Consider the following 18850-nt stretch of genomic DNA (forward strand, 5'->3'; position numbering starts at 1 on the left):
GCCGCCGGAGCGCGCGCCACATGGCACGCCGTCGCTCCGGCCAACTGCTTCGCGCTTACTTCTTTTTCTTCGGAGCGAGCACCATGATCATCTGGCGCCCTTCCATTTTCGGCATCTGCTCGACCTGACCGACTTCGTCGAGGTCGGTGCGCAGGCGTTCGAGCATGCGCATGCCGATTTCCTGGTGAGCCATTTCGCGGCCCCGGAAACGCAACGTGATTTTCGTCTTGTCGCCGTCTTCGAGGAAGCGGACGAGGTTGCGCAGCTTGACGTTGTAATCACCGTCGTCGGTACCTGGGCGGAATTTGACTTCCTTGACCTGGATGACCTTCTGCTTGAGCTTGGCCTCGTGTTGCTTCTTCGCTTCCTGGTACTTGAACTTGCCGTAGTCCATCAAGCGGCAAACCGGCGGAACCGCTTGCGGAGCGATTTCGACCAGATCTACGTCCTGCTGTTCCGACATGCGGAACGCATCAGCGAGTTTCACGATGCCGAGCGGTTCGTTCTCGACGCCGACCAGTCGCACCTCGGGTGCTGTAATTTCACCGTTGATGCGGTGCGCAGACTTATCAGTAGCGATGTTACGTTTCCTCTAAAAATTAAAAAAAACGAGCCGGGTACCAAGTGGCTCAGTTGAACGACTGCACGTCCTGGCGCAGACGCTCAATGAAGGCGTCAACAGGCATTACACCCATATCGACACCACCACGGGCACGCACGGCTACCGTTTGCGCTTCACGCTCCTTGTCGCCGACCACCAACAGGTAGGGGACCTTTTCCAGCGTGTGCTCGCGTATTTTATAGCTAATCTTCTCGTTGCGCAAATCGGCCTCGACTCTAACCCCTTGTTTTTGCAACGATTGGGCTAGCGCCTGCGCGTATTCGGCCTGACTTTCCGCAATATTCATCACAACGACCTGCATCGGCGCGAGCCAAGCGGGCATTGCACCGGCATGGTGCTCGATCAGAATCCCGAGGAAACGCTCCATCGATCCGACGATCGCCCGGTGCAGCATGATCGGGCGACGGCGACTGTTGTCTTCGGCAACGTATTCGGCACCCAGCCGCTCCGGCAACACCATGTCGAGCTGCAGCGTACCGCACTGCCACGAGCGGCCGAGCGCGTCCTTGATGTGATACTCGACCTTCGGGCCGTAGAATGCACCCTCGCCGGGCAACTCTTCCCACGTGACGCCGCAGGCCGTCAGCGCCTCGCGCAGTCCCTGCTCCGCGCGATCCCAAGTTTCGTCGGTGCCGGCGCGCGCATCCGGGCGCAGTGACAGCTTGATCTCGACGCTATCAAAGCCGAAGTCGCGGTAGACGCTCATTGCCAGCGTGTTGAACGCGATCGATTCGCTGATGAACTGATCTTCGGTACAGAAAATATGCGCGTCGTCCTGCACGAAGCCGCGCACACGCATCAGTCCATGCAGCGCGCCCGACGATTCGTTGCGATGGCACGAACCGAACTCCGCGTAACGCAGCGGCAGATCGCGATACGAGCGCAGACCGTGATTGAACACCTGCACGTGACCGGGGCAGTTCATCGGCTTGATCGCGTAGTCACGCTTTTCCGATTCCGTCGTGAACATGTTTTCACGATAGTTCTGCCAGTGGCCCGAAGCTTCCCACAGCGAGCGGTCCATGATCAATGGCGTCTTGATTTCTAGGTAGCCGGCGTCGTTCACGCGACGGCGCATGTACTGCTCGACTTGCTGCCACAGCGTCCAGCCGCGCGGATGCCAGAACACCATGCCCGGCGACTCGTCCTGCATGTGGAACAGGTCGAGCTGCTTACCAAGCTTGCGATGGTCGCGCTTCTCGGCTTCTTCGAGCATGTGGAGATACGCTTCCTGGTCTTCCTTCTTCGTCCAGGCCGTGCCGTAAATGCGCTGCAGTTGCTCGTTCTTCGAGTCGCCACGCCAGTACGCGCCCGCGACTTTCATCAGCTTGAAGACCTTCAGCTTGCCGGTGGACGGCACGTGGGGGCCGCGGCACAGGTCCGTGAAGCCGCCATGCGAGTACAGTTTGATTTCGTCGCTAGCGGGGATCGATTCGATGATCTCGGCCTTATACTTTTCACCGATGCTCTTGAAGTACTCGACCGCTTCGTCGCGGGACACCACGCGACGCGACACCGGCTCATCCCTCTTCGAGAGTTCCTGCATGCGCTTTTCGATCTTTTCGAGATCTTCCGGCGTGAAAGGACGGTTATAGGAGAAGTCGTAATAGAAACCGTTGTCGATGACCGGGCCGATCGTGACCTGCGCTTCCGGGTACAGATCCTTCACCGCGTACGCGAGCAGGTGCGCCGTCGAGTGGCGGATGATATCGAGACCGTCTGCGTCCTTCTCCGTGACGATGGCGAGCGCCACGTCGTGATCGATCAGCATGGACGTATCGACCAGCTCCCCGTCGATCTTGCCGCCGAGCGCGGCTTTCGCGAGACCGGGGCCGATCGAGGCGGCCACTTCGGCGACGGTCACCGGATGCTCGTACTGTCGAACAGAACCGTCAGGCAAACGTATCGAAACCATTGCGTTCTCCGTGGTGCCGACCGGCGGCGGCACATACAACCAGGGTCAAAAAGATAAAAAAAATGCGGCCCCGCTTTCGAGGGGCCGCATTCACATTTTATGCAAACTTCACTGGCGAAAGTGGTCCTCGACTAGCGTCGTTCCGAAGTGGTTTCGGTCAACGTTCGCGGTGTCATAACCGTATTCGCCTTTTTGCGCTCAAAGCGCTTACTGCAGTTTGCGAAACCCCAGCGAGGCCGGAATTTCATTTTCGTTGGTAGGCTCGATTGGACTCGAACCAACGACCCCCACCATGTCAAGGTGGTGCTCTAACCAGCTGAGCTACGAGCCTGAAGAGACGAGAGTATATGGAGTATAGCGCGGCTTGGCAAGTACTTTTATGCAGCGACTTTAGTCCGTCGCGCCACTAGCAGGGCTTTTTCCAACCGCCCGCGCCTCAGTTCTTGCGCGTCGCGCGCACGACACCCGTGATCTCGCCCAGCAGCGTGCACGCGCGCTGAATCTGCGCGGAGCTCGACACCTCGACGGTAAATTGCATGAACGCGGCATTGCGGCGCGATTGCGTCTTTACGCCGATCACGTTCATCTTTTCCCGCGCGAATACTTCGGAGATATCGCGCAGCAGACCTTGCCGGTCCGTCGCCTCGATGCTGAGGTCGACCGGGTAGACGGAATGGCCGCGGCCGCTCATCACGTCCGCCGACCACGCCGTCTGAAGCACGCGCTCCGGCGCGCGCTCCGCCATCCGGCGGAACGTCGCGCAGTCGCTGCGATGAACCGACATACCCTTGCCTCGCGTAACGAATCCGCAGATGTCGTCGGGCGGCGCCGGCCGGCAGCAGCGCGCGAGCTGGGTGAGCAACGCATCGACGCCGACCACCAGCACCCCCGTGGATGCGCCGCGCGCGACGCTCGCGCCGCTGCTGCGTTTCTCGAACTTCTCCGGCGCATCGACCTCGGGCTCGGGCGGCGGCGCATCCTGCAACGCCTGCTCGACGAGCCTCAGACTGAACTCCTCCTTGCCGACCACGGAGAACAGGTCGTCGGTGGTCTTGAAACCGAGCCGCGCGGCCAGTTGATCGAGATTGACCGAGGTCTTGCCTTCGCGCTGCAGGGTTTTTTCAACCATCGCGCGACCGTTCGCGATGTGCTCCTGTAACTCCACCGCGTTGAACCATGCGCGCACCTTCTGCCGCGCGCGCGGGCTTTGCAGATAGCCAAGTTGCGGATTAAGCCAGTCGCGCGACGGACCGCCCTCCTTCACCGCCACGATCTCGACCGTCTGGCCGTTCTGCAGCGGCGTGTTGAGCGGCACCATCGCGCCGTCGACGCGCGCGCCGCGGCAACGATGCCCAAGCTCGCTGTGCAGGTGAAACGCGAAGTCGATCGGCGTCGCGCCGTGCGGCAACGGAATCACGCGCGCCTGCGGCGTCAGCACGTAGATGTGATCGTCGTCGAGCGTGGCCTGGCGCAACTGCTCCCACGGCTGTGCCGAGCCCGCTTCGCCATGCTCGCCCTCGGAGACCTCGTCCTTCCACGCGAGCAACTGTCGCAGCCAGGCGATCTTCTCGTCGTATTTCTCGCTCGCGGTGAACGTGCCGCCATAGCCGCGCGCGCCCGCTTCCTTGTAGCGCCAGTGCGCGGCCACGCCGTATTCGGCGAAGCGATGCATTTCCTGCGTGCGGATCTGCACTTCGAACGCGCGGCCGTCGTCGCCGATCACGACGGTGTGCAGCGACTTGTAGCCGTTCGGCTTCGGCCGGGAGATGTAATCGTCGAACTCCTTCGGCACCGGCTGCCACAGGTTGTGCACGATGCCGAGCACGGTGTAGCAGTCCTTGATGTCCGGCACGATCACGCGAAACGCGCGCACGTCGTACAACTCGGCGAAGTCCAGCTCCTTGCCGCGCATCTTGCGCCAGATGCTGTAGATATGCTTCGGCCGACCGCTCACTTCCGCGCGGATATGCGCGGCGGCCAGCTCCTGCTGCAGGCGTTCGATCGCCTGCGCGACATAGCTCTCGCGCTCGACGCGCTTCTCGTCGAGCAGTTTCGCGATGCGCTTGTAGGTGTCCGGCTCCTCGAAACGGAACGCGAGGTCCTCGAGCTCCCACTTCAATTGCCAGATACCGAGGCGGTTCGCGAGCGGCGCGTAGATATCGAGCGTTTCGCGTGCGACGTCGGGCGACGGCGTGAGCTTCGCGGCCGCGTAGTAACGCAGCGTTTGCAGCCGCGACGCGAGGCGGATCAGCACGACGCGAATGTCCTGCGCGAACGCGAGCAGCATTTTGCGCAGCGCCTCGACCTGCACGCGACGCGCGGCCTGCGCGTCACGCCCGGCCTCGGGCATCGCGTTTTGCGCCGCGCGCAAACTGACCGTGCCGAGCCGCAGCAGCTTGCGTACGTCGCTGACCAGTTGGGCGACTTCTTCGCCGAAGTCGTCGGCGATCACGCGCTCCGGATCGCGCAGATGCGGTGTCAGCGCAAACAGCGCAGCGGCCAGCACCGCCGGCGGATCGACGTTGAGCTTGCGCATGATCGACGCGGTGCCCGCCGCGTGATCCGCGAGCAATTCGCCCGACGACAGCCGCACCTCGCCCGCATGTTCGCGCACGAACGCCATCGCTTCGTCGAAGGAACGATGGGGATGAGGCGCGCTCGGAACGGTATCGGTGTTCATGGTGCGACGGCCCGCCGGGCCAGACGATTCAACGGAAAATCAACCACGGTGCTGCCGGACGGCCGCGACTCAGTCGCGCTGCGCCGCGATCACGACGATTTCGACGAGGCACTTCGGATTCGCAAGCTTTGCCTCGACGGTCGCGCGCGGCGGCGTGTCGCCCTGCGCGACCCACTCGTCCCACACGGCGTTCATGCCGGCGAAATGCGCCATGTCCGAGATATAGATCTGCACCGACAGCAACAGCGACTTGTCGCTGTTCGCTTCGGCGAGCAGACGGTCGATGTGGCCGAGCACTTCGCGCGTCTGGCCGGCGATGTCCTGATCGTCGTCTTCGGCGATCTGACCCGCGAGGTACACGGTGCCGTTGTGCACGGCCATTTCCGAGAGACGCTTGCCGACGTGATAACGAATGACTGCCATGAAAAGTCCTGAGCTGAGGGGTTAATCGAACTACGTCCCACACGACACTGCCGATGAAATCGTCATGCGGAACTCAATATTATGACGCGTTCGCGGCCTAACCGATGAAGAACTCCCTCGCGAGCGCGATCTGGTCCGCCGCCAGGAACGCCGGCGCATGCCCGACGCCGGCGATCTCCACGCTCGATGCGGCACGCGCGGTCGACACCATCTTCGCGACCGTTTCACGCGAGAGCAAATCCGACTGCTCGCCGCGCACCACCAGCACCGGCCCCTGGAACGACGCGAGCGAATGCCACAGCGCCGCCTCGCCGAGCTTCGCCGCTTCCTCGGTGACCGCCGCGAACGGCTGCGCGATGCGCGGGTCATAGCGCAGCACCCATGCGCCGTCCTCTTCGCGCAGCAACGGCGTATTGATTTCGCGCCATTCGTCCGGCGTCAGCGGTCCGAAGCTCTGCGCGAGCTGCGCGGCATAGTCAACGCCCTGCTGCAGCGTTTCGAAGCGTGCGGGCTTGCCAAGGTAATCGCCGATGCGCTTGACCGCGACCGGCTCCAGATGCGGCCCGACGTCGTTCAGCAGCAGCTTGCGGATCGGCGTGTCCGGCAGGCCGGCGAGCCCCATGCCGATCAGGCCGCCCATCGAGGTGCCGAACCAGTCGACGGTGTCGACGTCGAGCCGCGCGATCAGTGTGACCATGTCGGCGACGTACTGCGGCACCGCGTATAAGTTGGGGTTCGCGAGCCACGACGACAAGCCCCGGCCAACCACGTCCGGGCACACCACGCGATAGGTGTCCGCGAAGTTGGCGGCGAGGCGGTCGAAATCGCGCCCCGATCGCGTGAGTCCGTGCACGCACAGCAACACTCGGGGATTGTCCGGGTCGCCCCACTCGGTATAGGCGACGCGATGCAGGCCGGCAGCGCTCGCGCACCGCACGTAACGTTGACGCGGCGCGGGCCGCCCGGTGGTGGAAGCGGAAGTCGTTGCGGTCATCTGGTGTCCTTGCAAAGACGCTGCGGATTGGGCTGCGAACGATTGTAAACCGCTTCGTCGCCCGGCAAGCATCGGCCAGAAGGCTTAGGAAGGTCGATCCAACCGTCCGGCGCATCCGCCGCCGCGCGCCAAAAACAGAACGGGCGAGACTCACGTCTCGCCCGTCCGGAACACACCGTTGCCGCCGCGCGGTCGCGCCGACGCGCGCAGCGGCGTTTCAAGCCGCGTCAGCTCACCGCGCTCACATCGAGCGGCGCGCCGGTTTTCGCCTTGATTTCGTCGACGCTCACACCCGGCGCGAGTTCGGTCACTTTCAAGCCGTTTTCGGTCACTTCGATCACGCCGAGATCGGTGATGATCTCGTCGACCACACCCACGCCCGTCAGCGGCAGCGTGCATTCTTCGAGGATCTTGTGCTGATCGCCCTTCGCGACGTGCTCCATCAGCACGACCACGCGCTTGACGCCCGCGACCAGGTCCATCGCGCCGCCCATGCCCTTGATCATCTTGCCCGGGATCATCCAGTTCGCGAGATCGCCCTTCCTGCTGATCTGCATCGCACCGAGAATCGCGAGATTGATGTGGCCGCCGCGAATCATCGCGAACGAATCCGCCGAAGAGAAAATCGACGAACCGGGCAGCGTCGTCACCGTTTGCTTGCCGGCGTTGATCAGGTCGGCGTCGACTTCGTCTTCGGTCGGCGACGGGCCGATACCGAGCAGACCGTTCTCCGACTGCAGCCACACTTCGACGCCCGCCGGCACGTGGTTCGCGACCAGCGTCGGCAAGCCGATGCCGAGGTTCACGTAAAAGCCGTCCTGCAGTTCCTTCGCCGCGCGCGCGGCCATTTCGTCACGAGTCCATGCCATGATCAGTCTCCTTTCGCGCGGACGACGCGTTGTTCGATGCGTTTTTCCGGATGCGCATTCAGCACGATGCGCTGCACGAAGATGCCAGGCGTATGGATCGCGTCCGGATCGAGCTCGCCCACTTCGACGATCTCTTCGACTTCCGCGACGGTGATGCGGCCCGCCATCGCGCACATCGGATTGAAGTTGCGCGCGGTGCGGCGATAGATCAGGTTGCCGGCCTTGTCGGCCTTCCATGCCTTGACGAGCGCGACATCGGCGGTCAGCGAATGTTCGAGCACGTAGTGGTTCTCGCCGAACTGGCGGGTTTCCTTGCCCTCGGCGATCTGCGTGCCGTAGCCGGTGTTCGTGAAAAACGCCGGGATGCCCGAGCCGCCCGCGCGCAGCTTCTCGGCGAGCGTGCCTTGCGGCGTGAATTCGAGCTCGAGTTCGCCGGCCAGGTACTGGCGCTCGAACTCCTTGTTTTCGCCAACGTACGACGAGATCATTTTCTTGATCTGACGCGTCTCGAGCAGCAGGCCGAGGCCGAAACCGTCGACGCCCGCGTTGTTGCTGATGCAGGTGATGCCCTGCACCTTCGAATCGCGCAGCGCAGCGATCAGCGCCTCAGGAATGCCGCACAGCCCGAAGCCGCCGACGGCGAACGTCTGCCCGTCCTTGACGATGTCCTTCAGCGCCTCGGCGGCGCCTGGATAGACCTTGTTCATCTGTATGTCCCTTCCTCTATGGAAACCCGAAACGTGTACGCAGGCCGCCGGATCATTGCGGCTGATATCGCAACGGGTGAACTTCACGTCGCCTCACGATACCGCTACGTCATTCTAGTCATCCGCGGCTTGAGCCGCGTTGTCATCCGCCCGAAAGAGTACGCTGAGCCCGCCATGCGGCACAATACGCAAAAATACATAAGTACTTGCCTCCCGCCCATGCCCGCCCTGGATTACCGCACTGCGTTTCACCTCGCGCCGATCGGACTCGTGCTGTCCCGCGAGCGGACCATCGAAGACTGCAACGACGAGCTAGCGTCGATATTCGGCTACGCGCGCAACGCGTTGATCGGTCAGTCGTTCCAGGTGTTGTATCCATCGGCGGACGAGTTCGAGCGGATCGGCGCGCGCATTCCGCCGATCATGACCGCGCAAGGCAGCTACGCGGACGACCGGATCATGAAGCGCGCGAACGGCGAGCTGTTCTGGTGTCACGTGACGGGCCGCGCGCAGCAGCGCACCGACCCGCACGCGGCGGGTGTCTGGACTTTCGAGGATTTGAGCGCAACCCGGCGGGTCGCGGTGGAACTGACGCCACGCGAGCGCGAAATCGCCGCGCAACTGGTGACGGGCAAGACCAGCAAGCAGATCGGCCGCGTGCTCGACATCAGCCCGCGCACGGTCGACGTCTACCGCGCGCGGCTCATGCGCAAATACGATACGGGCAATGCGACCGAGCTGTTGCAGCGGCTGCTCGGGGATTGAGAGAGCGCGTTTGAAGCGCGCGACAGCGCTGTCAAGCCGCGCGCTCAGGCCGCCTTGACGAGCGCCGCGCTCTGGATGGCCGCGCGCAGTACGTCAGGCACCGGCACCGACTTGCCCGCCGCGTAGTCGATCCACACGCATCGCGCGGCGCCTCGCGCATAGAGCGTATCCGGCTCATCGGCGCGCAGGAGCTCGAAAGCCGTATCGAAGCTGCTGCGCCCCGGTGTCGCCACCGACATCCGGCCGATCACGTCGCCCGGATAGTGCAGCTGCTTCAGAAACTCCATCGACGCATTGACGATCACCGGCCCCTGCCCGTGCGCGCGCTGGCCGACAAAGTCCATGTGCTCGAACCAGGAAATCCGCACCTGCTCCATGTAGCGGAAATAAACCGTGTTGTTGACGTGACCGAAGGCGTCCATGTCGCCCCAGCGGATCGGCATCGTCATTTCGAAAACTGCGTGAAAATCGCTCATTCCGTACTTCCGTTCTTCCTTTTTCTGCCTGACTTTTGAAACCTTGGACAACCCGCTCACGCGAGTCCGAAGCCGTCGTCGGCGACGATCACCGAGCCGTTGATGAACTGCGATTCATCCGCCGCGAGCAGCAGGAGCAGCCCATCGAGATCCTCCGGCTTGCCGACCCGATGACGCGGCAGCATCGCCACGAGTTTCTGCCCCTGATCGGTCGACCAGTGGTGATGGTTGATCTCGGTGTCGATATACCCGGGGCAGATCGCGTTCACATTGATGCCATGCTTGCCCCACTCGAGCGCCATCGCCTTCGTCATGTGGACGACCGCGGCCTTGCTCATCGAATACAGGCCGATTTGCGGCAGCACGCGCAAGCCCGCCATCGACGCGATGTTGATGATCCGGTACGACGGCTTCTGCGCGTTGTTGCCGCGCATGATCATGCGCTTGGCGACTTCCTGCGCCACGAAAAACGCGCCGCGCGTATTCGTGTCGAACACGTATTCGAAGTCCGCCGGCGTGACCTCGGACAGCTTCTGCGTGGTCGACACGCCCGAGTTGTTGACGAGGATATCGATGGTGCCGGCCTCGGTCTCCGCATGCGCGACCGCCGACTTGATGCTCTGATAGTCGGTCACGTCGAGCGACACGACGTGCGCGGCGCCGCCGGACGCCTCGATTTCCGCGCGCAACTCCTTGAGCCGCTCGGTACGTCGGCTCGCCAGCACGACCTTCGCGCCCGCCTGCGACAGCACCTGCGCGAAGCGCTTGCCCAGCCCGCTCGAGGCGCCCGTAATCAGCGCGACCTTGCCTTCCAGATTGATCGAACGGCCCATTGTCTTTCCTTGTTCGGTTGTGGTGACAACTGCGGTTGACGGGTTCGGTAGGACCCGACTAAGGGTCTATACCGTATCATGAAATAGTACGGTCGTGCTAATCTGCGGATTTCGGGTTGCGGCGCGGGAATCGATCGCCCACAATACGAACCCGAAAAAAGCATTCTAACGGTAAGAGGAGCATCAATGACCCCCGCAAGTCTCATTGAGCAGTACGGCCCGCGCGAGTCGATGGAGTATGACGTCGTCATCGTCGGCGGCGGCCCTGCGGGCCTGTCGGCGGCCATTCGCCTGAAGCAGCGCGCCGCCGAACGAGGCGCTGACATTGGCGTGTGCGTACTCGAAAAAGGCTCTGAGATCGGGGCCCATATTCTGTCGGGCGCGGTGATGGACCCGCGCGCGCTGACCGAGCTGATCCCGGACTGGAAGGAAAAAGGCGCGCCGCTGACGGTCGACGTGACCGAAGACCGCTTCCTGTTCCTCTCGGAGACGGGCGCGAAGAGCGTGCCGACCTGGGCGCTGCCGGACAATTTCAAGAACCACGGCAACTACGTGATCAGCCTCGCGAACGTGACGCGCTGGCTGGGTCAGCAGGCCGAGGCGCTCGGCGTCGAGATATTCCCGGGCTTTCCGGCGGCCGAAGTGCTGTACAACGACGACGGCTCGGTCAAGGGCGTCGCGACCGGCAACCTCGGCATCGGCAAGGACGGCGAACCGACCGGGAACTTCCAGCTCGGCATGGAGCTGCACGCGAAGTACACGCTGTTCTGCGAAGGCGCGCGCGGCCACCTCGGCCGCCAGCTGAACGAGAAGTTCAAGCTGCGCGACGGCGTCGATCCGCAGGTGTACGGCATCGGTATCAAGGAGCTGTGGGAGATCGATCCCGCCAGGCACAAGCCGGGTCTGGTGATGCACACGGCCGGCTGGCCGCTCGAAAACGACACCTACGGCGGCTCGTTCCTCTATCACATGGACAACAACCAGGTCGTGGTCGGCTTCGTGGTCGGCCTCGGCTATTCGAATCCGTATCTGTCGCCGTTCGAGGAATTCCAGCGCTACAAGACGCATCCGGCGATCCGCGCGATTCTCGAAGGCGGCAAGCGCGTGTCCTACGGCGCGCGCGCGATCACCGCGGGCGGCCTGATGTCGTTGCCGAAGCTGGTGTTCCCGGGCGGTGCGCTGGTCGGCGACGACGCGGGCTTCCTGAACGCGTCGCGCATCAAGGGTTCGCACGCCGCGATCAAGACCGGCATGCTCGCCGCCGATGCCGCGTTCGACGCCGTGCAGGCCGGCCGTCAGTCGGACGAACTGAGCGCCTACCCGGAAGCGTTCAAGACGTCGTGGCTCTACACCGAGCTGTATCGCGCGCGTAATTTCAAGCAGTGGATGAGCAAGGGTCTCTACCTCGGCACGCTGATGGTCGGTCTCGAGCAGAAGCTGCTCGGCGGCAACGTGCCGTGGACGCTGCATCATCAGCATTCCGATCACGAGATGCTGAAGCCGGCTTCGCAGTGCAAGCCGATTACGTATCCGAAGCCGGACGGCAAGCTGACGTTCGACCGGCTGTCCTCGGTGTTCATCTCGAACACGAATCACGAGGAAAATCAGCCGGCGCACCTGACGCTGAAGGATCCGACCGTGCCGGTCAACGTGAACTGGCAGACCTACGCGGGACCGGAGGCGCGTTATTGCCCCGCTGCAGTGTACGAGTTCGTGAAGAACGACGACGGCAGCGAGCGGCTCGTCATCAATGCGCAGAACTGCGTGCACTGCAAGACCTGCGATATCAAGGACCCGACGCAGAATATCGTGTGGGTCACGCCGGAAGGCGGTGGCGGTCCGAACTATCCGAATATGTGATTGATGTGCCGTCTGCCTGTGCGGCGCTGCGCGATAACCGGCAGCGTCGCGCAGGCAAATTCCGATAGCGCGCTCGCGCTTTCGTCTGCGCGCATTCTTGCGCGTTTCGTTGGTCCCCTTCCCTATTCTTTTTTATGGCGGCTCGTTCGCCGCCAATCGCGGGACCGCGTCAGGGTTACGGCGCGCTCGCCGCGATCTTCGGCGTGCTCACGGCCACATCGCCGCATTGCGCGCGATGGCGCAGCGCGTGATCGATCAGCACGAGCGCAAGCATCGACTCGGCGATCGGCGTCGCACGAATGCCGACGCAGGGGTCGTGCCGCCCGAAGGTCTCGACGATCGCGGGGTTCCCCGCCTTGTCGATCGAACGGCGCGGCGTGCGAATGCTCGACGTCGGCTTGATCGCGATCGACACCGTGATGTTCTGCCCCGTCGAAATACCGCCGAGCACACCGCCCGCGTGATTGCCGACGAAACCTTCCGGCGTCAGCTCGTCGCCATGCACCGAGCCGCGTTGCGCGACGCTCGCGAAGCCGGCGCCGATCTCGACGCCCTTCACCGCGTTGATGCCCATCATCGCGTGCGCGATGTCGGCGTCGAGGCGGTCGAACAGCGGCTCGCCGAGGCCGACCGGCGCACCGGAGGCAACCACGTTGATGCGCGCGCCGATCGAATCACCGTCCTTGCGCAGCGCGTCCATATACGCCTCGAGTTGCGGAACGATCTCCGCATTCGGCACGAAAAACGGGTTTTCGCGCACCTGCGCCCAATCGACGAACGGCACGTCGATCTCGCCGAGCGCGGCCATATAGCCGCGAATTTCGGTGCCGAACTTCTCGCGCAGCCACTTCTTCGCGACCGCGCCCGCCGCGACCGCCGGCGCCGTCAGCCGTGCCGACGAGCGGCCGCCACCGCGGTAATCGCGAATGCCGTACTTTTGCCAGTACGTGTAGTCGGCGTGGCCGGGGCGGAACGTTTCCGCGATGTTGCCGTAGTCCTTGCTGCGCTGGTCGGTATTGCGGATCAGCAGCGCAATTGGCGCGCCGGTGGTTTGACCTTCGAACACGCCCGAGAGGATCTCGACCTTGTCTTCTTCCTGGCGCTGCGTCACGTGGCGCGACGTGCCCGGCTTGCGGCGATCGAGTTCGAACTGGATGTCGGCTTCGTTGAGCGCCATGCCCGGCGGGCAGCCGTCGATCACGCAGCCGATAGCGGGGCCGTGCGATTCGCCGAAGGTCGTGACAGTGAAAAGCGTACCGAGCGTGTTGCCGGACATGAGCGTCGTCCAAAGAAATACGGGGAGAACGCTATTATGCCAGTCCGCTCGTCTCGAAGCCGGGCCTGGCGACGGCGATGGCCGATCGGCCAGGGCGCACTCGGCCGAAAGCGGGTGATGGTGGGCGAGCCCGCCATCTCGGCGTCCGCGCACCGGCCCACGGCTACTTGCGGGCGCCGCGCAGCTCGGTCACGATCCGCTGCAGCGTCTCCGGCGTCGCGAGCGCCGGGTCGATCGGCTCGCCGACGGCGAGGCTCAGCCGGCTCATCACACCTTTGCTGATCGGCCGCGGCCAGGTTGCGTCCACCGCGCGCGAAAACACGCTGCCCCACAGCCCGCGCAGCGCCATCGGAATGACGGGCGCCGGCGTCCGCCTGACGATCTCGGCGACGCCGTGGCGAAACGGATTCAGCTCGCCGGTACGCGTCAGCTTCCCTTCGGGAAAGATACAGACGAGCTCGCCGTCCGCGAGCGCCTGCGCGCACAGGTCGTACGCACGCGCGAGCAGCGCCGCGTCCTGATGCGCGGACGCGATCGGAATCGCCTTCGCGTGCCGGAACAGCCAGCCGACGAACGGCGAGCGGAAGATCTGGTGGTCCATCACGAAGCGGATCGGCCGCGGGCTTTCGGCCATGATGACGATCGCATCGACGAAACTGACGTGGTTGCACACGAGCACCGCCGCGCCCTGCTCCGGAATCCGCTCCGCGTGCACGAGCCGGATCCGGTAGAACGTATGCACGAGCAGCCACGCGATGAAGCGCAGCAGGAACTCCGGCACGAGCGAATAGATGTAGCCCGCGACTACCACATTCAGAAGCGCGGTGACGAGGAAGATCGCCGGAATACTGAAGCCCGCAGCGGTCAGGCCCATCGCCATGAGCGCCGACACGATCATGAACAGCGAGTTGAGGATGTTGTTCGCGGCGATGATGCGCGCGCGATGGCTCGGCTGACTACGACTCTGGATCAGCGCATACAGCGGCACGCTGTAAAAGCCGCCGAACATCGCGAGCAGGAACAGATCGGCGAGCACGCGCCAATGCGCTAGCCGCGCGAGAAATTCGCCAACGCTGAGCAGATGCCCCGCCGGCGGCAGCGCGTGGCTCGCGAAAAAAAGATCGATCGCGAACACGCTCATGCCGATCGAGCCGAGCGGCACGAGGCCGACTTCGATCCGCCGCTTCGAGAGCCGTTCGCACAACAGCGAGCCGATGCCGATGCCGATCGAAAACGTGGCGAGCAGCACGGTCACGACGTCGGGATCGGCGGACAGCACGTCCTTCGCGAAGTTGAAGAACGACGCGAGGAACGTCGCGCCGACGAACCACAGCCACGAAATGCCGAGCAGACCAAGAAACACCGTGCGGTTTTCGCGCGCGAGCTTCAGATTGCGCCACGTTTCGCTGACCGGGTTCCAGTTGATGCGCAACCCGGGCTGCGGCGCGGGCGTAGCCGGCACGAAGCCCGACACGGCGCGCCCGATCAGCGCGATCGCGATACACGCGCAAGCGAGCACCACCGCGCCATGCTCGGCGAACCCCGCGCCCGCGCCGCCGACGATCGTGCCGATCAGGATCGCGACGAAGGTGCCCATCTCGACCATGCCATTGCCGCCGACTAGCTCCGCCTGCGACAGATGCTGCGGCAGATACGAGTACTTGACCGGCCCGAATACCGTCGAATGCACGCCCATCAGGAACGTGCACAGGTACAGCAACGGCGCGCCATGCAGCCAGAACCCCGCGCCGCCGACCAGCATCACCGCGATCTCGAAAGTCTTGACGAGGCGCGTGAGCAACGCTTTGTCGTACTTGTCCGCGATCTGGCCGGAAGTGGCCGAAAACAGCACGAAAGGCAGAATGAAAATCGCGGCGATCAGGAACGCCGCGATTTTCGGGTCGACGCCCGAAAACCGCGCCGCCTGATACGTGACGAGCGACGTGAAGCCGATCTTGAACACGTTGTCGTTCATCGCGCCGAGAAACTGTGTCCAGAAGAACGGCGCGAAGCGGCGCTGGCCGAGCAGGCGGAACTGGGATTCGTGCGCTTCGTGCGCGCGAGCGGCGCGGCGGGCGGCGGGCAACGGACGATCGTTCATGAAGTCAGGAGAACGGCGCGGAAAAATGGCGATGACGCGGACGGCACGGCCGGCAAGCGGATCGCCGCGACTCGCGCACGCGGCTCCCGCAATCCGTCCGCACCAGCTCCAGACACAAAAAAAGCGCCCGCTTGCGCGCGCGCCCTGTCGGCGGATTCGCGCTCGCGGCGACGGCCGGAGCGCGACCTTCGAGCCACGCGCATCAACGCGCCGGCTGCTGGTCCTGTCCTTCCTGCTCTTCCGGCCAGTCGCGGATATAGGCCTTCAGCATGCGGTTCTCGAACCCCTGCTCCTCGACCACCGCCTTCGCGACGTCGTAAAACGAGATGACGCCCATCAGCGTGCGGCTTTCCATGACGGGCAGATAGCGCACGTGATGCTCGAGCATCATGCGGCGCACTTCGTTGACGTCGGTTTCGGGCGTGCAGGTGAGCGGATGGTCGTCCATCACCTTGCGGATCGTCGAGGTGCCGACGCTGCCGCCGTTCTCGCTCAAGGTCAGAATGATTTCGCGAAACGTCAGCATGCCGACGAGGTCGCCGTACTCCATCACGACGAGCGAGCCGATGTCGTGCTCGGCCATGGTATTGACGGCGTCATGCAGCGTGGTATCCGGCGTGACCGTAAAAAGGGTATTGCCCTTGACTTTAAGAATGTCGCTGACTCGCATGATCTATCTCCTGATACCGCCAATCTTGCAGTGCATGAAATGTTTTTTCGATCCTATCGGAAAGGCCCATAAAAGGAAAGCGGCCCGCCAGCCAAGGCGCGGCGGGCTTCGGAGACTCGAATTCGTCTGACTTCCAGATTGCGAGCATGCCCCGCTCCCGGCACGAGCCGCAGGAACCCGCGGGAAAACCGCGCTTGAAGCGGCGCGCGCCAATGGTAGGATGGCCGCCCACCCCGATCTTTCGCGAGGCCGCTCGCGGCCCGCCGCCCACGATGTCCGCCAACCGTTTCGATACGCTTGCGCTGCACGCCGGCGCAGCCCCCGACCCTGCCACCGGCGCGCGCGCGACGCCGATCTACCAGACCACGTCGTTTTCGTTCCGCGACTCGGATCATGCCGCCGCGCTGTTCAACATGGAGCGCGCCGGCCACGTCTACTCGCGCATCTCGAATCCGACCGTCGCCGTGTTCGAGGAGCGCGTCGCCGCGCTCGAAAACGGCGCCGGCGCGATCGGCACCGCGAGCGGCCAGGCCGCGCTGCATCTGGCGATCGCGACGCTGATGGGCGCGGGTTCGCACATCGTCGCGTCGAGCGCGCTGTACGGCGGCTCGCACAATCTGCTGCATTACACGCTGCGACGCTTCGGTATCGAGACGACCTTCGTCAAGCCCGGCGACCTCGACGCGTGGCGCGCCGCGCTGCGCCCCAACACGCGCCTGCTATTCGGCGAAACGCTCGGCAATCCGGGCCTCGACGTGCTCGACATCGCCGCAATCGCACAGATCGCGCACGCGCACCGCCTGCCGTTGCTGGTCGACTCGACCTTCACGACGCCCTACCTGCTGCGCCCCTTCGAGCACGGCGCCGACCTCGTCTACCACTCGGCGACCAAGTTTCTCGGCGGCCACGGCACGACGATCGGCGGGGTGCTGGTCGACGGCGGCACGTTCGACTTCGAGGCTTCCGGCCGCTTTCCCGAATTTACCGAGCCGTACGACGGTTTCCACGGCATGGTATTCGCCGAGGAAAGCACCGTCGCGCCGTTCCTGCTGCGCGCGCGTCGGGAAGGCTTGCGCGACTTCGGCGCGTGCCTGCATCCGCAGGCCGCGTGGCAGCTGCTGCAAGGCATCGAGACACTGCCGTTGCGCATGGAGCGTCACGTCGTCAACACACGGCGCGTGGTCGAGTTTCTCGCCGGTCATGCGGCGGTCGAATCGGTCGCCTATCCCGAGTTGCCGACGCATCCCGACCACGCGCTCGCCAGGCGGCTGCTACCGCGCGGCGCGGGCGCCGTGTTCAGCTTCAACCTGCGCGGCGACCGCGCGGCCGGGCGCGCCTTCATCGAAGCGCTCACGCTCTTCTCGCACCTCGCGAACGTCGGCGACGCGCGCTCGCTGGTGATTCACCCGGCATCGACGACGCACTTCCGCATGGATGCCGCCGCGCTCGCCGCGGCCGGTATCACCGAAGGCACGATCCGTCTGTCGATCGGGCTCGAAGATCCGGATGACCTGATCGACGATCTCAAGCGCGCGCTGAAGGCCGCGCAAAAAACCGCGCAACCGGCGAGCGGCGGTCGTACCGCAACGCCGAGCAGCGCCTCGCAACAGACCGCCACTGCCGCGCCCGCCGCCACGAGCACCCCCGCCCGCCCGGAGTCCGCATGATCGTCACCGTTCAAGGCAAACCGGCCTACGCCTACACCGGCGGCAAACCCTTCGACGCGAGCCTGCCAACCGCCGTGTTCATTCACGGTGCCGAGCACGATCACAGCGTGTGGGCGCTGCAAAGCCGCTACTTCGCGCATCACGGCTTCGGCGTGCTCGCGGTCGATCTGCCGGGCCACCGACGCAGCGCCGGCCCCGCGCTCGCCAGCATCGCCGCGCTGGCCGACTGGCTCGCTGCGCTGCTCGACGCCGTGGGCGTCACGCGTGCGTTCGTCGCCGGTCACAGCATGGGCTCGCTGATCGCGCTCGACTTCGCCGGCCGCTATCCGCAGCGCGCAACGCATCTTGCGCTGCTCGCCACCGCGCTGCCGATGACGGTCTCCGACGCGCTGCTCGACGCCGCGCTCAATCGCGAGCCCGAGGCAATCGGCATGGTCAACCAGTGGTCGCATTCGACGCTCGCCGCGAAGCCCTCGTGCCCCGGCCCCGGTTTCTGGCTGCACGGCATGAACCAGCGGCTGATGGAGCACGTGTCCGCCGGCGGCGAGCCGCATCTGTTCCACACCGACTTCACGGCCTGCCATACCTATGCGGACGGCCACGCTCGTGCGGCGCAGGTGCGTTGCGCCACGCGCCTGATCGTTGGCCGGCGCGATGCGATGACGCCGCCGCGCGCGGCGAAAGCGCTTGCCGATGCGCTCGCGCAGGCGGGCACGCCGGTCGACACCGTCACGCTCGATGCGGGCCACGCGTTGATGACCGAGCAACCCGACGCGACGCTCGATGCGCTGTACGGCTTCGCTTCGGGGCCGCCGCACGAAGCGCGCTGATGGGGCGCGCGATGGCCGCTCGCCGCGCGCCTCGGCGCTCCGCGGGCGGCCGTCGGGAATGCCGTTGCGAATGCCGTTGCGAATCGCCACCGAATCAGTACCGAACGACCACGATACCCACGCCGAACCCGCCGCGCCATCTGCCGAATGGCCAGGTTGCGC

The 18850-nt window shown here is 64.4% G+C and carries 16 protein-coding genes and 1 tRNA gene; 4 read left to right on the forward strand and 13 right to left on the reverse strand.

What is annotated here, in order from left to right:
* Positions 1 to 55: 55 nt before the first annotated feature.
* The 8 genes from infC to OKW40_RS10295 form a co-directional block, all read right to left on the reverse strand.
* Positions 56 to 580 (reverse strand): translation initiation factor IF-3, encoded by a 525-nt coding sequence (gene infC, locus OKW40_RS10260; protein ID WP_075643713.1) that lies wholly within the window; start codon positions 578 to 580, stop codon positions 56 to 58.
* A 49-nt stretch (positions 581 to 629) separates the two neighbouring features.
* Positions 630 to 2537, reverse strand: a complete 1908-nt coding sequence (gene thrS / locus OKW40_RS10265) for a threonine--tRNA ligase (protein WP_429335009.1) — start codon at positions 2535 to 2537, stop codon at positions 630 to 632.
* Positions 2538 to 2791: 254 nt separating this feature from the next.
* A tRNA-Val gene (locus tag OKW40_RS10270) sits at positions 2792 to 2868 on the reverse strand.
* Positions 2869 to 2973: 105 nt separating this feature from the next.
* Positions 2974 to 5217 (reverse strand): RelA/SpoT family protein, encoded by a 2244-nt coding sequence (locus OKW40_RS10275; protein WP_429489581.1) that lies wholly within the window; start codon positions 5215 to 5217, stop codon positions 2974 to 2976.
* 69 nt (positions 5218 to 5286) lie between these two features.
* Positions 5287 to 5640, reverse strand: coding sequence for a RidA family protein (locus OKW40_RS10280; RefSeq protein ID WP_429489583.1), 354 nt, complete (start codon positions 5638 to 5640; stop codon positions 5287 to 5289).
* Between the two features lie 97 nt (positions 5641 to 5737).
* A complete protein-coding gene (locus tag OKW40_RS10285; RefSeq protein ID WP_429489585.1) occupies positions 5738 to 6634 on the reverse strand; it encodes an alpha/beta fold hydrolase in 897 nt (298 codons plus the stop codon).
* 227 nt (positions 6635 to 6861) lie between these two features.
* Positions 6862 to 7503, reverse strand: a complete 642-nt coding sequence (locus OKW40_RS10290) for a CoA transferase subunit B (RefSeq protein WP_184021841.1) — start codon at positions 7501 to 7503, stop codon at positions 6862 to 6864.
* A gap of 2 nt (positions 7504 to 7505) precedes the next feature.
* Positions 7506 to 8210 carry a CoA transferase subunit A gene (locus OKW40_RS10295; RefSeq protein WP_090800989.1) on the reverse strand — a complete coding sequence of 235 codons (705 nt, stop codon included), beginning with the start codon at positions 8208 to 8210 and terminating at the stop codon, positions 7506 to 7508.
* Positions 8211 to 8429: 219 nt separating this feature from the next.
* Between OKW40_RS10295 and OKW40_RS10300 the strand changes: the two genes are divergently transcribed.
* Positions 8430 to 8975, forward strand: a complete 546-nt coding sequence (locus tag OKW40_RS10300; RefSeq protein ID WP_429489587.1) for a LuxR C-terminal-related transcriptional regulator — start codon at positions 8430 to 8432, stop codon at positions 8973 to 8975.
* 44 nt (positions 8976 to 9019) lie between these two features.
* On the opposite strand, the gene OKW40_RS10305 is transcribed toward OKW40_RS10300, so the two are convergent.
* Positions 9020 to 9451 (reverse strand): acyl-CoA thioesterase, encoded by a 432-nt coding sequence (locus tag OKW40_RS10305; RefSeq protein WP_429489589.1) that lies wholly within the window; start codon positions 9449 to 9451, stop codon positions 9020 to 9022.
* 56 nt (positions 9452 to 9507) lie between these two features.
* Positions 9508 to 10284 carry an SDR family oxidoreductase gene (locus tag OKW40_RS10310; protein ID WP_018421159.1) on the reverse strand — a complete coding sequence of 259 codons (777 nt, stop codon included), beginning with the start codon at positions 10282 to 10284 and terminating at the stop codon, positions 9508 to 9510.
* Positions 10285 to 10470: 186 nt separating this feature from the next.
* Here OKW40_RS10310 and OKW40_RS10315 point away from each other — a divergent pair, with 186 nt between their 5' ends.
* Positions 10471 to 12144 carry an electron transfer flavoprotein-ubiquinone oxidoreductase gene (locus OKW40_RS10315; protein WP_429489591.1) on the forward strand — a complete coding sequence of 558 codons (1674 nt, stop codon included), beginning with the start codon at positions 10471 to 10473 and terminating at the stop codon, positions 12142 to 12144.
* A 175-nt stretch (positions 12145 to 12319) separates the two neighbouring features.
* On the opposite strand, the gene aroC is transcribed toward OKW40_RS10315, so the two are convergent.
* From aroC to OKW40_RS10330, 3 genes are all read right to left on the reverse strand, one after another.
* Complete coding sequence (aroC, locus tag OKW40_RS10320; protein ID WP_429489593.1) at positions 12320 to 13420, reverse strand: chorismate synthase; 1101 nt, start codon at positions 13418 to 13420, stop codon at positions 12320 to 12322.
* A gap of 163 nt (positions 13421 to 13583) precedes the next feature.
* A complete protein-coding gene (locus OKW40_RS10325; protein ID WP_429489595.1) occupies positions 13584 to 15521 on the reverse strand; it encodes an MFS transporter in 1938 nt (645 codons plus the stop codon).
* Positions 15522 to 15723: 202 nt separating this feature from the next.
* Positions 15724 to 16191, reverse strand: coding sequence for a CBS domain-containing protein (locus OKW40_RS10330; protein ID WP_018421164.1), 468 nt, complete (start codon positions 16189 to 16191; stop codon positions 15724 to 15726).
* Between the two features lie 272 nt (positions 16192 to 16463).
* Here OKW40_RS10330 and OKW40_RS10335 point away from each other — a divergent pair, with 272 nt between their 5' ends.
* Both OKW40_RS10335 and OKW40_RS10340 read left to right on the forward strand, forming a co-directional pair.
* Positions 16464 to 17858, forward strand: a complete 1395-nt coding sequence (locus OKW40_RS10335) for an O-acetylhomoserine aminocarboxypropyltransferase (RefSeq protein WP_429489597.1) — start codon at positions 16464 to 16466, stop codon at positions 17856 to 17858.
* A complete protein-coding gene (locus OKW40_RS10340; RefSeq protein ID WP_429489599.1) occupies positions 17855 to 18688 on the forward strand; it encodes an alpha/beta fold hydrolase in 834 nt (277 codons plus the stop codon). The genes OKW40_RS10335 and OKW40_RS10340 overlap by 4 nt, the downstream gene beginning before the upstream one ends.
* Positions 18689 to 18850 lie beyond the last annotated feature (162 nt).

Origin of the sequence: Paraburkholderia sp. RAU6.4a (assembly GCF_050435625.1) — a bacterium.
GTDB lineage: Bacteria > Pseudomonadota > Gammaproteobacteria > Burkholderiales > Burkholderiaceae > Paraburkholderia > Paraburkholderia tuberum.

What these genes read in the sequence shown, in the direction of transcription:
- thrS (WP_429335009.1), bottom strand. Translation starts at nt 2,537, where the DNA reads ATGGTTTCGATACGTTTGCCTGACGGTTCTGTTCGACAGTACGAGCAT.
- OKW40_RS10275 (WP_429489581.1), bottom strand. Translation starts at nt 5,217, where the DNA reads ATGAACACCGATACCGTTCCGAGCGCGCCTCATCCCCATCGTTCCTTC.
- OKW40_RS10280 (WP_429489583.1), bottom strand. Translation starts at nt 5,640, where the DNA reads ATGGCAGTCATTCGTTATCACGTCGGCAAGCGTCTCTCGGAAATGGCC.
- OKW40_RS10285 (WP_429489585.1), bottom strand. Translation starts at nt 6,634, where the DNA reads ATGACCGCAACGACTTCCGCTTCCACCACCGGGCGGCCCGCGCCGCGT.
- OKW40_RS10290 (WP_184021841.1), bottom strand. Translation starts at nt 7,503, where the DNA reads ATGGCATGGACTCGTGACGAAATGGCCGCGCGCGCGGCGAAGGAACTG.
- OKW40_RS10295 (WP_090800989.1), bottom strand. Translation starts at nt 8,210, where the DNA reads ATGAACAAGGTCTATCCAGGCGCCGCCGAGGCGCTGAAGGACATCGTC.
- OKW40_RS10300 (WP_429489587.1), top strand. Translation starts at nt 8,430, where the DNA reads ATGCCCGCCCTGGATTACCGCACTGCGTTTCACCTCGCGCCGATCGGA.
- OKW40_RS10305 (WP_429489589.1), bottom strand. Translation starts at nt 9,451, where the DNA reads ATGAGCGATTTTCACGCAGTTTTCGAAATGACGATGCCGATCCGCTGG.
- OKW40_RS10310 (WP_018421159.1), bottom strand. Translation starts at nt 10,284, where the DNA reads ATGGGCCGTTCGATCAATCTGGAAGGCAAGGTCGCGCTGATTACGGGC.
- OKW40_RS10315 (WP_429489591.1), top strand. Translation starts at nt 10,471, where the DNA reads ATGACCCCCGCAAGTCTCATTGAGCAGTACGGCCCGCGCGAGTCGATG.
- aroC (WP_429489593.1), bottom strand. Translation starts at nt 13,420, where the DNA reads ATGTCCGGCAACACGCTCGGTACGCTTTTCACTGTCACGACCTTCGGC.
- OKW40_RS10325 (WP_429489595.1), bottom strand. Translation starts at nt 15,521, where the DNA reads ATGAACGATCGTCCGTTGCCCGCCGCCCGCCGCGCCGCTCGCGCGCAC.
- OKW40_RS10330 (WP_018421164.1), bottom strand. Translation starts at nt 16,191, where the DNA reads ATGCGAGTCAGCGACATTCTTAAAGTCAAGGGCAATACCCTTTTTACG.
- OKW40_RS10335 (WP_429489597.1), top strand. Translation starts at nt 16,464, where the DNA reads ATGTCCGCCAACCGTTTCGATACGCTTGCGCTGCACGCCGGCGCAGCC.
- OKW40_RS10340 (WP_429489599.1), top strand. Translation starts at nt 17,855, where the DNA reads ATGATCGTCACCGTTCAAGGCAAACCGGCCTACGCCTACACCGGCGGC.